The 12,682-nt window shown below is 47.7% G+C and carries 10 protein-coding genes; all 10 read left to right on the forward strand.

Translation table 11 applies throughout. The annotated features are described in order from the left end of the window. The first annotated feature begins 4 nt into the window (after positions 1-4). Positions 5-1,498: a UDP-N-acetylmuramoyl-L-alanyl-D-glutamate--2,6-diaminopimelate ligase gene (murE, locus tag L4D78_RS05320; protein WP_428465966.1), complete on the forward strand. Its 1,494-nt coding sequence runs from the start codon at positions 5-7 to the stop codon at positions 1,496-1,498. After that, complete coding sequence (gene murF / locus L4D78_RS05325; RefSeq protein WP_428465967.1) at positions 1,495-2,886, forward strand: UDP-N-acetylmuramoyl-tripeptide--D-alanyl-D-alanine ligase; 1,392 nt, start codon at positions 1,495-1,497, stop codon at positions 2,884-2,886. The genes murE and murF overlap by 4 nt, the downstream gene beginning before the upstream one ends. Further along, the gene (gene mraY / locus L4D78_RS05330) at positions 2,886-3,968 is read left to right on the forward strand and encodes a phospho-N-acetylmuramoyl-pentapeptide-transferase (RefSeq protein WP_428456748.1); all 1,083 of its coding nucleotides are present in this window, start codon (positions 2,886-2,888) and stop codon (positions 3,966-3,968) included. Before murF ends, mraY begins: the two co-directional genes overlap by 1 nt. Next, positions 3,969-5,306 (forward strand): UDP-N-acetylmuramoyl-L-alanine--D-glutamate ligase, encoded by a 1,338-nt coding sequence (murD, locus tag L4D78_RS05335; RefSeq protein ID WP_428465968.1) that lies wholly within the window; start codon positions 3,969-3,971, stop codon positions 5,304-5,306. Then, the gene (gene ftsW / locus L4D78_RS05340; RefSeq protein WP_428465969.1) at positions 5,306-6,514 is read left to right on the forward strand and encodes a cell division protein FtsW; all 1,209 of its coding nucleotides are present in this window, start codon (positions 5,306-5,308) and stop codon (positions 6,512-6,514) included. The genes murD and ftsW overlap by 1 nt, the downstream gene beginning before the upstream one ends. Further along, the gene (gene murG, locus L4D78_RS05345; protein WP_428465970.1) at positions 6,501-7,565 is read left to right on the forward strand and encodes an undecaprenyldiphospho-muramoylpentapeptide beta-N-acetylglucosaminyltransferase; all 1,065 of its coding nucleotides are present in this window, start codon (positions 6,501-6,503) and stop codon (positions 7,563-7,565) included. The genes ftsW and murG overlap by 14 nt, the downstream gene beginning before the upstream one ends. 14 nt (positions 7,566-7,579) lie before the next feature. After that, on the forward strand, positions 7,580-9,043 hold the full coding sequence (murC, locus tag L4D78_RS05350) for a UDP-N-acetylmuramate--L-alanine ligase (protein ID WP_428465971.1): 1,464 nt from the start codon (positions 7,580-7,582) through the stop codon (positions 9,041-9,043). A gap of 280 nt (positions 9,044-9,323) precedes the next feature. Then, complete coding sequence (locus L4D78_RS05355; protein ID WP_428465972.1) at positions 9,324-10,091, forward strand: cell division protein FtsQ/DivIB; 768 nt, start codon at positions 9,324-9,326, stop codon at positions 10,089-10,091. A 55-nt stretch (positions 10,092-10,146) separates the two neighbouring features. Further along, entirely contained in the window at positions 10,147-11,403 is a 1,257-nt protein-coding gene (gene ftsA, locus L4D78_RS05360) for a cell division protein FtsA (RefSeq protein ID WP_428465973.1), read from the forward strand. Between the two features lie 34 nt (positions 11,404-11,437). Next, positions 11,438-12,634 (forward strand): cell division protein FtsZ, encoded by a 1,197-nt coding sequence (gene ftsZ, locus L4D78_RS05365; protein WP_428465974.1) that lies wholly within the window; start codon positions 11,438-11,440, stop codon positions 12,632-12,634. Positions 12,635-12,682: the final 48 nt, after the last annotated feature.

Raw genomic sequence — 12,682 nt, forward strand, 5'->3', positions numbered from 1 at the left:
ACAAATGAATAAGCTGGGTGAGCTTCTCTCACCGTGGCTAGATGATATTGAATTGCCTGCGTCAGTGGCAGAGCAAACGATCCAAGGCATGTCGTTAGATAGCCGTAACATAACAAGCGGCGAGCTGTTTGTCGCTGTAAATGGACATGCGGTTGATGGCCGCCGGTTTATTCCTGCTGCGATTGCAGCCGGTGCGACCGCCATCTTGGCTGAAGCGGAAGAGGCTCAGGCTTCAATTAGGTTGCAAGATGGTGTTCCGGTGATATCGCTCGTTGATTTGGGGGCTAACCTTTCTGAAATAGCAAAGCGATTCTATGGTTCTCCCGACCAAGCATTGAACTTGGTTGCGGTCACGGGCACCAATGGCAAGACCACGATCAGCCAGATTTTGGCACAATGGGCACAGCTTATAGGCTACCGGGCTGGCGTAATGGGGACGACTGGAAACGGCTTGCTTGATGACGTTCAACCAGCAGTCAATACCACGGGTAGTGCACTCGAGATTCCACAGGTATTAGCCTCAATGGTGGATGCTGGCGCAAATTATGCCGCAATGGAAGTCTCTTCTCATGGCTTGGTGCAAGGCCGAGTAAAGTCATTACAGTTTGTTGCCAGTATTTTTACCAATCTAAGCCGAGATCACTTGGACTACCATGGTGATATGGCCAGTTACGCAGATGCCAAGAAAACGCTGTTTACGGATCATCAATCGGGTGTTGCCGTTATAAATGCTGATGATCCTGTTGGACGAGAGTGGCTTAACTGTCTCCCCAGCGCGGTTGCTGTTGCGACAGTACATGACAACCTCGTACAGCATCAAGGTCAAAAACTGTGGCTAGAGCACGTTGAGTACAGTACTCAGGGTGTCACCATTGGTTTTGACTCCAGCTGGGGGAAAGGACAGTTTACTGCACCACTGGTTGGGGCATTTAATGTGGTGAACTTGATGCTGGCGTTGGCAACATTGCTTGCGACAGGGCATTCATTGCAGGCGTTATTGGCGACGGCCCCGCACCTGCAAGCCGTGACGGGCAGGATGGAAGTTTTTCAGCAGCCTGACAAACCTATGATGGTTGTTGATTATGCTCATACACCAGATGCTCTCGAGAAGGCGCTACAAGCCTTACAGGTGCATTGCACTGGTAAGCTATGGTGTATTTTTGGCTGCGGTGGTGATCGCGATACAGGCAAACGGCCAATGATGGCACGTATTGCCGAGCAATTAGCGGATCATATTATCCTGACCGATGATAACCCTCGAACAGAAGATCCTACCGCAATTATGACCGATATGCTCGCGGGTCTAAATCAACCAGATCAAGCCGTTGTCCATCATGATCGCTATCAAGCGTGTTTGTGGGCAGCCACGCATGCCGCCCCAGATGATATTGTGCTGGTTGCGGGTAAAGGGCACGAAGATTATCAAGTGTTGGCCGGTCGCACGATCCATTATTCTGATCGTGAAACCGTGCGGACACTATTGGAGACGAATGGATGATACACGTTCAGCTATCACAATTAGCGGCTATCCTTGGCGCGGAATTCACAGGCGACGATACGCGCATTGCTGATATATCGACGGATACCCGTACTATTGGTGCCAACACCCTGTTTGTTGCACTGATCGGTGAGCGCTTTGATGCCCATAATTTCTGTCAAAACGCAATGGATAACGGTGCCAAGGCATTATTGGTAAGTAAACACTTACCTATTGCTTTGCCGCAGCTTGTTGTTGCAGATACGCTTAAAGCATTGGGGTTATTAGGTGCTTGGTTAAAGGCTGAAATGGAAAGTCGACATGGTTTGAAAACCGTAGCGTTAACCGGTAGCTGTGGTAAAACCACTGTGAAAGAAATGGTTGCGGCTATATTGAGCCAGAAAGGTAACGTTTTGGCGACAGCAGGTAATTTCAATAATGAAATCGGAGTGCCTTTAACGCTGCTTCGACTTCAGCCTGAGCACGAGTTTGCTGTTATCGAGTTAGGGGCAAACCATCAGCAAGAAATCGCTTACACCACGAGCCTTGTCAAGCCTCAGGTTGCTCTCATTAATAATTTGGCCGCGGCTCACCTTGAAGGGTTTGGCTCTTTAGCGGGGGTTGCGAAAGCGAAAGGCGAGATCTTTGAAGGGCTGACCTCATTGGAACAGCCAAGCGTGGCGATTGTTAACCTTGATTCGCACTCGCTGGAGACCTGGCAGCCGCTATTGGCTGAACACCAGTTGGTTACCTTCTCGGCAACACAAAATGAAGCGGATTATTCCGCAGACGACATAATTATTAACGCTCAAGGGCTGGCTTGTTTTACAATGCGCACCCCAAGTGGTGCTTTTCCGGTTCGCCTGACGATGGCTGGCGCGCATAATGTTGCAAATGCGCTTGCTGCCGCAGCGTTAGCGATGGCGATTGGTGCAACCTCAGAGCAGGTTATCGCTGGTTTGGGTTGTGTCGAAAACGTCAAAGGGCGAGTTGATATCACTGAGCCGAGGGCTAACTTGCGCTTAATTGATGACACTTATAATGCGAGTGTTGCCTCCGTAAAAGCTGCCATTGATCTATTGGCAAGTTTTGCTGGCCAGCGCTGGTTCGTGCTCGGTGACATGGCTGAATTGGGCGAAGATAGTGCAGCTTTGCACCGCGAGGTTGCAGAATATGCACAGAACAAAACACTAGATAAAGTATTGACCTTCGGTAAAGCAAGCCAAGTGGTGAGTGAGCTGAATAATGGTCAGCATTTTGACGATAAAACCGCATTGATTGAGCTGCTAAAACAGCAGTTAGACCAACCGCAATACAATGAAAATAATACCCAAGTGACAGTGCTAGCAAAAGGGGCGCGTAGCTCCCGCATGGAAGATGTCATTGCCGCACTGCAGGAAAACAACTAATGATTTACTGGCTTGCCGATTTACTAGAATCCACATTCCCTTTTTTCCGTCTGTTTGAATACCTGACGTTCCGCGCCATTATCAGCATCTTAACTGCACTGGTACTGTCGTTATGGATGGGGCCACGCCTCATTGCCCGCTTGCAAATGCTGCAGATCGGTCAGGTGGTACGTCATGATGGCCCAGAATCACACTTTAGCAAGCGTGGTACCCCAACTATGGGTGGTATTATGATACTTGCTGCAATAACCATTACGGTATTGCTGTGGGCCGATCTGAGTAACCCGTATGTATGGGCCGTATTAGTCGTTATGCTTGGCTATGGCGCGGTGGGTTTCGTTGATGACTACCGTAAAGTGGTTCGTAAAAATACCGATGGACTGATTGCGCGTTGGAAGTACTTTTGGCAGTCGGTCATTGCACTTGGTGTTGCTTTTGCTCTGTATGTGCACGGCCAAGATACGGTCGCAACCCAGTTAGTTGTTCCATTCTTTAAAGATGTCATGCCACAACTTGGCTTGTTTTATATTATTTTTACTTATTTTGTGATTGTTGGCACCAGTAATGCAGTAAACCTGACTGATGGTCTTGATGGCCTCGCGATCATGCCGACAGTTATGGTTGCTGGCGGTATGGCCTTCATCGCTTGGGCAACAGGCAACGTTAATTTTGCTAACTACCTGCATATTCCTTATTTGAAAGATGCCAGTGAGCTGGTCATTGTTTGTACTGCGATTGTAGGGGCGGGTCTTGGTTTCCTATGGTTTAACACTTACCCAGCACAGGTCTTTATGGGCGATGTGGGCTCCCTAGCATTAGGTGGCGCCTTGGGTACGATTGCAGTATTAGTTCGTCAAGAATTGCTACTGGTTATTATGGGTGGTGTTTTCGTGATGGAAACTGTGTCGGTGATCTTGCAGGTAGGGTCGTACAAGCTGCGAGGCCAACGTATTTTCCGTATGGCGCCTATTCACCACCACTATGAATTAAAAGGTTGGCCAGAACCACGTGTGATCGTTCGCTTCTGGATCATCACTTTAATGCTAGTATTGATTGCACTGGCAACACTAAAGGTTCGATAAATGAAAGGCTTGGATGGCGTGAAAAAGGTTGTTGTTATTGGACTTGGAATGACAGGCCTATCGGTTATTAACCACTTATTGCGGTTGCCGCAATCACTGGATATCAAGGTGATTGACACCCGTGATACGCCTCCTGGCCAAGAACAATTACCCGCAAGCGTTGAGTTGTGCAGCGGTGAGTGGCAGATGGCATGGCTGCTATCGGCTGATCTTATCGTAGCTAGCCCAGGCATTGCACTCGCCACTCCCGCATTGCTAGAAGCCGCCAATGCCGGTATTGAAATTGTTGGTGATATTGAGCTGTTTGCCCGTGCTGTCGATAAACCTGTTGTCGCTATCACTGGTTCGAATGGTAAAAGTACCGTCACCAGCTTGGTTGGTGAGATGGCAAAAGAAGCCGGAATCAATGTTGGCGTCGGTGGCAATATTGGTTTTGCAGCACTTGATCTGCTGGCTCAAGAGCATGACTTATATGTACTTGAACTATCAAGTTTTCAGCTTGAAACCACCTCGACGTTACACCTTAATGCTGCGGTTTACCTGAATTTGTCAGAAGATCATATGGATCGCTATCCAGAAGGTCTAGAGCAGTATAGCCAAGCAAAAATGCGGATCTTCCATCACGCCGCATTAGCAGTGTACAACCGTGATGATCTAGCAACCCGTCCTGACTTTACTGGTGAGATGACCAGTTTTGGCTTTGACTGCGAGCAGTATGGATTGACCATCGTAGATAATGTGGAATGGTTAGCTTATGCGGGCGAGCCTTTGATGCCAAGTGCTGACATTGCGTTAGTGGGTCGACACAATGTCGCCAACAGCCTTGCTGCGTTTGCACTGGCAGATGCTGTAGGGATCAACCGTGAATCAGCATGTCGTGCATTGCGCCGTTATAACGGGCTTGCTCACCGTTGCCAGTTGGTAGCGGATCAGCACGGTGTGAAGTGGGTCAATGACTCAAAAGCCACGAATGTAGCCAGTACGCTGGCGGCACTCGATGGTTTGAATATGCCAGGTAAATTGCATTTACTGGTTGGTGGTGACGGTAAAGGGGCGGATTTCTCGCCATTGAGATCGGTACTGCTCCCTCTGGATGTTCAGTTGTACTGCTATGGGCGTGATGGTCATTTATTCTTAGGTTTGACTGAGCAGTCAGTAGCCGTTGAAACCATGGCTGAAGCGATGGAAATGGTGGCCAGTATCGCAAACGAGGGTGATATGGTTTTACTGTCTCCAGCCTGTGCGAGCTTTGACCAATACCCAAACTTTATGGCTAGAGGTGACGCCTTTGTCGCTTTAGCTCAAACGTTACAGCACCAAGTCGGTAAGGGGAGCTAATGCTGGGTGCTCTGCGTGAAGGGATTGCCTCGTTATCTGCTTGGTTGACTCGCCCTGCAGCACCGAGCATGTATGATCGACAACTGGTTTGGATTGCCTTGGCGTTGATGGTGACAGGGCTCGTTATGGTTACCTCCGCGTCGGTGCCCGTTGCGACGCGTTTAACGGATATGCCATTCTACTTTGCATTCCGTCATGGCTTTTTTCTGGTTTGCTCAATTGTGATCGCAAGCTTTGTGGTGATGATCCCACTCGAAAAATGGCGCCAATTCAGCGTGCCAATGTTATTGATCTCTTTCGCTTTATTAGTTGTTGTATTGGTAGCTGGCCGTTCGGTGAATGGTGCTGCTCGTTGGATCCCGCTTGGGATCTTTAATTTACAGCCTGCGGAAGTTGCAAAACTGTCTCTATTTATCTTCTTATCCGGTTACCTTGTTCGTCAGTATGAACAGGTACGAGAAAGTTTCCTTGGTTTCTTTAAACCATTGCTAGTGCTTGGTTTATTAGCTTTGTTGCTGTTAGCTCAGCCTGATTTGGGGTCATTTGTAGTGATGTTTGTTACTACGGTTGGCATGCTATTTATTGCTGGCGCCAAACTATGGCAGTTCATGGTCATGTTGGTTACTGCAATTGGTGGGATCATCTTACTGATTGTCTTTGAACCATACCGATTACGCCGAGTAACGTCCTTTATGGATCCATGGGAAGACCCGTTTGGTAGTGGTTATCAGCTTACGCAGTCGCTAATGGCGTTTGGACGCGGTGAATGGTTTGGCCAAGGGTTAGGAAATTCGATTCAGAAACTTGAGTATCTTCCTGAAGCCCATACTGACTTTGTGTTTGCCGTATTAGCCGAAGAAGTTGGGCTAATAGGGGTAACGGTTGTACTACTATTGCTATTTGCGTTGGTGTTTAAGGCCATGTTTATTGGGCGTAAATGCTTGCAGACACAACAACTTTTTGGCGGTTTTCTGGCCTTTGGTTTTGCGTTTTGGTTTGCCTTCCAGACTCTGGTGAATGTCGGCGCGGCTGCGGGTATTGTGCCAACAAAAGGACTGACATTGCCACTGATAAGTTACGGTGGTTCGAGTTTATTTATTATGGCAACGGCGGTTGCGATATTAATTCGGATTGATTACGAGCAGCGTATTGCGGTTAAGTATGGTCTGATTAATGACACAGAAGATGATGACAATGAACAAGAGTAAGCGCCTACTGGTGATGGCTGGTGGCACAGGGGGACATGTCTTTCCTGGCTTGGCAGTCGCAAAAAAATTACAACAAGAAGGCTGGGAAATCCGCTGGTTGGGCACCGCAGATAGAATGGAAGCTGAACTGGTACCAAAGCATGGTATCGAGATTGATTTTATTAAAGTAAAAGGCCTACGAGGTCAGGGTGTCGCGCGTTTGCTTGCTGCCCCTTTCAAGATTGTTAACGCTATTTTCCAAGCTCGAAAATATATCAAAGCTTGGCAACCTGATGCCGTATTGGGCATGGGGGGCTACGTAAGTGGACCGGGTGGCGTTGCAGCTTGGCTCTCTGGCGTACCTGTTATTTTACATGAGCAAAATGCAGTTGCGGGCCTAACAAACCAGTGGTTATCTAAAATAGCTGCTCGTGTATTGCAGGCGTTTCCTGGCGCTTTCAAAGACCGTGAAGTAGTGGGTAATCCAGTGCGTCAGGATGTCGTTGAGCTACTAGAGCCGGCGGCGCGCTTTGCACAGCGTGAAGGGCCAATCCGTGTATTGGTTATGGGTGGTAGTCAAGGTGCCCGCATTTTAAATCAGACGATGCCTAAAGTGGCCGCTATCTTGTGTGATAAAGTGACGATTTGGCATCAGGCTGGTAAAGGCGCACAGCAAGACACTGAGCAGGCTTACCGGGAAAATACAGAAACACAGCATAACGTAACTGAGTTTATTGACGATATTGCCGCAGCTTATGCTTGGGCGGATATTGTCGTTTGCCGTTCAGGGGCATTGACGGTCTCTGAACTATCAGCGGCTGGCATTGGGGCTATTTTTGTCCCATTTATGCATAAAGATCGCCAGCAAGCTTTGAATGCCGATCACTTAGTACAATGTGGCGCGGCAAAAATGATTGAACAACCAGAGCTGACACCACAAGGTTTGGCTCAAGAAATAGACCAATTAAACCGTGACAAGCTTACCGAAATGGCACTTGCTGCACGGGAAGCGGCGATCCTAGATGCTGATAGCAGAGTTGCTGAAGTGATTAAATCGTTGGCTAAACAATAAGATGAGACAAAGTGATGAGTAAACTGGATAACCAGCAATTAGCAAAAATTAGAACTATGGTGCCAGAGATGCGCCGTGTTGAGCGTATTCACTTTGTTGGTATCGGTGGTGCCGGAATGAGTGGCATTGCTGAGGTTTTGGTCAATGAAGGCTATCGGATCAGCGGTTCTGACATTGCGCCGAACGCGGTAACGAACCGTCTTGAAAGCAAAGGGGCCGAGGTATTCTTTGGTCACCATAGCGAGAATGTTGAGCAGGCCAGTGTGGTTGTGGTATCGACGGCAATCTCACAAGACAACCCTGAGCTTGTCGCAGCTCGCGAGCTACGTATTCCTGTGGTTCGCCGTGCTGAAATGCTGGCGGAACTGATGCGCTACCGCCATGGTATCGCAATCGCAGGCACGCATGGCAAAACGACGACCACAGCACTAATGACCCAGATTTATTCAGAAGCGGGTCTTGATCCAACGTTTGTGAATGGCGGTTTAGTGAAAAGTGCAGGCACGAATGCGCGCTTAGGTTCAAGCCGTTATTTAATTGCAGAAGCCGACGAAAGTGATGCCTCATTCTTGCATTTACAGCCAATGGTTTGTGTCGTAACTAACATTGAAGCTGATCATATGGATACTTATGGCGGTGACTTTGAAGTACTGAAGCAGACCTTCATTGATTTTTTACATAATTTGCCATTCTACGGGCTGGCGATTATGTGCATCGATGATCCGGTTGTACGTGAGCTACTACCGAAGATTGGCCGTCAGGTGATCACGTATGGTTTTTCTGAAGATGCCGATGTTCGGTTGGTTGATTATTGTCAGTACGGCCAACAGGGACATTTCTCAATCCTGCGTAAAGGTAAGCCTGCGCTGAAAGTGAAATTGAATATTCCTGGTAAGCACAATGCACTTAACGCCACGGCTGCCGTTGCTGCTGCAACTGAAGAAGGCGTTGCTGACGACGCGATTATACGCGCCTTGGTCGAATTTGAAGGGACGGGACGTCGCTTTGATCAACTGGGTGAATTTGAGACCGGAAATGGTAAAGTCATGTTAGTTGATGACTACGGCCATCATCCAAGTGAAGTTGACGTGACTATTCAGGCAGCTCGTGCCGGTTGGGATGAAAAGCGTTTGGTGATGATTTTCCAGCCACACCGCTTTAGCCGAACGCGTGACTTATATGATGATTTTGCTAACGTGTTAGAGCAGGTTGATGTTTTAGTGATGCTCGATGTTTATTCGGCAGGTGAAGCACCCATCGCAGGTGCGGATGGCCGTGCACTATGTCGTACGATTCGTGGGCGTGGCAAAATAGACCCGATTTTTGTATCAAATAATGACGCATTACCATCAGCCCTTGCCAATATTTTGCAGAATGACGACCTGTTATTGACACAAGGTGCCGGAGATGTAGGCAAAATTGCGCGTCAATTGGCTGACATGAAGTTAAATATTGCTGAAATGCGTCAGAGTCAATAATGGTTTAATTGTGCTTGGTTGATAACTCTAAAAAAATCAGAAAAACTAAGTTATACGAACACTTAGCGATATTGTAAGCTTGGTTGTTTTTGGCCAAATTCTTAGGTCTTGCTCTCAGGATGTGCAAGGAATCGAGTAACAGGTGTTGGAGTGCTGCTGGTTGGTCGGTATAATCGTCCAACTTTGCTCAATAAGTTGCTCGCTTCTCGATACGAAAAGGTAGGATAGAACCCACTTTTTCGGGAAATATCGGCTATTTTGGTAAAGGTAAAAACTATTTATGGCTGATAGTGTCTTAAATAAAATACCACGATCACCTGCAGTTGCGATTGGACGCTGGGGGGGATTGGCTTTTTTTGTCTTTGTTATCGTTTTTGTTGCTTGGATTTTTAGTGCAGCAATAAACTGGATGACAGATGCAAATCGACTCCCCTTGTCACAACTTGTGATACAGGGTGAATTAAGCTACCTCACGCCAAACGATGTGCGAGATGGGATCTTACAGCTAGAGCAATTGGGCAGCTTCATGACCCAGGATGTCGATGACATTCAGCATGCGCTAGAGTCGATGCCATGGGTTGCCCGAGCTGCAGTTCGTAAGCAGTGGCCAGAAACGCTGAAAGTTTTTTTGGTTGAACACGAGCCAGTAGCGTTCTGGAATGAGCAGTATTTGGTTAACACCAGTGGCGATGTATTTTATGCGCCTTTAGAACAAGCGGGTAAGTCATTTATCGGCTTGGCAGGACCAGAAGGCTCAAGTCAGCAAGTATTGAGCGCGATGCACGAAATGCAACCAAGATTACAGCTTGCGGGCTTTGAAATTGCTACGCTGGCATTAAACGAACGTCGAGCCTGGCGAGTTTGGTTAACAAACGGCATCAGGCTTGAACTGGGACGTGAAGCAAGAATGGAGCGGCTTAACCGCTTTATTAGCTTATACCCAGAATTGGAGCAGCAAGGAAAAGCCATTGAGTACGTAGACTTACGTTACGATACAGGGGCTGCTGTTGGCTGGACAGACGATCCAGAGCAAAACGAAACTAAATAGTCTCGGCTTTATTGACGGGCTGTTTGGCCGAGTCGAACAATAAGAGCGTGCGCTAATGACGAAGGCGACAGATAAAAAACTGATAGTAGGCCTAGATATTGGCACTTCCAAAGTCTGTGCTTTGGTCGGGGAAGTGTTGCCTGATGGCGGTGTGAACGTCATTGGTGAAGGCAGCAGCATATCAGGTGGTATGGACAAAGGCGGGGTTAATGACCTTGAGTCCGTTGTTAAGTCAGTTCAGAGTGCGGTTTATAAAGCTGAATTGATGGCCGACTGCCAGATCTCCTCGGTATTTTTGTCATTATCCGGTAAGCATATACGTTGCCAGAACGAGAAAGGCATGGTGCCAATCTCTGACAAAGAGGTAACGCAAGACGACGTTGACAATGTTATTCATACAGCGAAGTCAGTAAAAATTAGCGATGAACATAAAACTTTACATGTAATTCCTCAGGAATTTGCTATTGATTATCAGGAGGGAATAAAAAACCCTGTTGGTTTATCAGGTGTACGGATGGAAGCGAGTGTTCATTTGATTACTTGCCATAACGACATGGCACGTAATATCGTTAAAGCGGTAGAGCGGTGTGATTTGAAAGTTGATCACCTGATTTTTTCAGGGTTAGCGGCCAGTCATGCAGTACTAACGGCTGATGAGAGAGAACTTGGAGTTTGTGTTGTTGATATCGGTGGTGGCACCATGGATCTCGCGATATGGACCGGTGGTGCATTGCGCCATGCTGAAGTTATCCCTTATGCCGGCAACGTAGTAACCAGTGATATTGCTTATGCTTTCGGTACACCTCCAAGTGATGCTGAAGAGATTAAAGTGAAATATGGCTGTGCACTGAGCGAGCTGGTGAGTAAGGACGCAAAGGTTGATGTACCGAGTGTTGGTGGTCGACCTTCGCGAAGCTTACAAAGCCAAACATTGGCGGAAGTGATAGAGCCTCGTTATAGCGAATTGCTTGGGCTGGTTAATCAGAAGCTGATAGAAAAACAAGAACAATTGCGTAATGCGGGCGTCAAGCACCAGTTGGCTGCAGGCATTGTCCTGACAGGTGGTGCTGCTCAGATGGAAGGTTTGGTTGAATGCGCAGAGCGTGTCTTCCGTAACCAAGTAAGGGTAGGGCTTCCCTTGGAAGTATCTGGCCTGACTGAGCATGTTCAGTCTCCGCGTTATGCAACTGCAGTAGGATTGCTGCATTACGGAAAGGACAGTCAAACATTTGATGATAGTGATTTGGAACCGAAACGATCGGTGACAGGAATTTTCACTAAGATTAGTGGTTGGCTAAGAAAAGAATTTTAAAACCTGATGCGAACAGGATGAACGGAGAGAACAAATGTTTGAACCGATGATGGAAATGTCTGATGAAGCGGTAATTAAGGTCATTGGCGTTGGCGGCGGCGGCGGTAATGCTGTCGATCACATGGTACGTGAGTCGATTGAAGGCGTTGAGTTCATCAGTGTAAACACTGATGCTCAGGCACTTCGTAAAAGTAGTGTAAGTACAGTAATCCAGATCGGTGGTGATATCACTAAAGGTCTGGGGGCTGGCGCGAACCCACAAGTGGGGCGTGATTCTGCACTGGAAGATCGTGAAGCAATCAAAGCAGAGCTTCAAGGTTCTGATATGATTTTCATTGCTGCAGGCATGGGGGGCGGTACCGGTACTGGTGCGGCACCAATCATTGCTGAAGTAGCAAAAGAGTTAGGTATTCTAACCGTTGCGGTTGTGACGAAGCCATTCAGCTTTGAAGGCAAAAAACGCATGGCGTTTGCCGAGCAAGGTATTGAAGAGCTGTCGAAGCATGTTGATTCTCTAATCACTATACCTAACGAGAAGCTACTGAAAGTACTTGGCCGTGGCATTACTTTGCTAGACGCATTTGCGAAAGCAAATGACGTACTGCGTAATGCTGTTCAAGGTATTGCAGAGCTAATTACTCGCCCTGGTATGATCAACGTCGACTTTGCAGATGTTCGAACAGTAATGTCTGAAATGGGTCATGCGATGATGGGTAGCGGTATGGCTACTGGTGATGATCGTGCAGAAGAAGCGGCGGAAATGGCAATTTCTAGTCCACTGCTTGAAGATATCGATCTAGCTGGTGCTCGTGGTGTGCTTGTTAACATTACAGCCGGCATGGACATGCGCCTAGACGAGTTTGAAACTGTGGGTAACACAGTGAAGGCGTTTGCTTCAGACAACGCGACTGTAGTTATTGGTACATCGCTTGATCCTGAAATGTCTGATGAACTGCGTGTAACGGTTGTTGCGACAGGTATTGGCAAAGAGTCTAAGCCTGATATTACGTTGGTAACAACGTCGAAGCCGGTTCAAGCTGTTGCTCAAGAGAAGTCAGCAACGTCCACTCCAGCAATGGAAGAGGCAAAGCCTGCTCCACTGACGCAATCTGCGCCAGTGACAGAGTCAGCTTCTCAGCCTGCATCAGCGTCCACGGCAGCAAAAGCGAAGCCTCAAGCAGATCACGACTACCTTGATATCCCTGCATTTTTACGCAAGCAAGCTGACTAGCCTGCGTAAATAAGTTGGGAAACTGGTTAAAAAGTGATATCATGTCCG

Source organism: Photobacterium minamisatsumaniensis, from assembly GCF_050336695.1.
In the GTDB taxonomy this organism is placed as follows: Bacteria; Pseudomonadota; Gammaproteobacteria; order Enterobacterales; family Vibrionaceae; genus Photobacterium; species Photobacterium minamisatsumaniensis.

Bases quoted from the DNA above. Each gene is read 5' to 3' on its own strand.
- murE (WP_428465966.1), top strand. From the start codon at position 5: ATGAATAAGCTGGGTGAGCTTCTCTCACCGTGGCTAGATGATATTGAA.
- murF (WP_428465967.1), top strand. From the start codon at position 1,495: ATGATACACGTTCAGCTATCACAATTAGCGGCTATCCTTGGCGCGGAA.
- mraY (WP_428456748.1), top strand. From the start codon at position 2,886: ATGATTTACTGGCTTGCCGATTTACTAGAATCCACATTCCCTTTTTTC.
- murD (WP_428465968.1), top strand. From the start codon at position 3,969: ATGAAAGGCTTGGATGGCGTGAAAAAGGTTGTTGTTATTGGACTTGGA.
- ftsW (WP_428465969.1), top strand. From the start codon at position 5,306: ATGCTGGGTGCTCTGCGTGAAGGGATTGCCTCGTTATCTGCTTGGTTG.
- murG (WP_428465970.1), top strand. From the start codon at position 6,501: ATGAACAAGAGTAAGCGCCTACTGGTGATGGCTGGTGGCACAGGGGGA.
- murC (WP_428465971.1), top strand. From the start codon at position 7,580: ATGAGTAAACTGGATAACCAGCAATTAGCAAAAATTAGAACTATGGTG.
- L4D78_RS05355 (WP_428465972.1), top strand. From the start codon at position 9,324: ATGGCTGATAGTGTCTTAAATAAAATACCACGATCACCTGCAGTTGCG.
- ftsA (WP_428465973.1), top strand. From the start codon at position 10,147: ATGACGAAGGCGACAGATAAAAAACTGATAGTAGGCCTAGATATTGGC.
- ftsZ (WP_428465974.1), top strand. From the start codon at position 11,438: ATGTTTGAACCGATGATGGAAATGTCTGATGAAGCGGTAATTAAGGTC.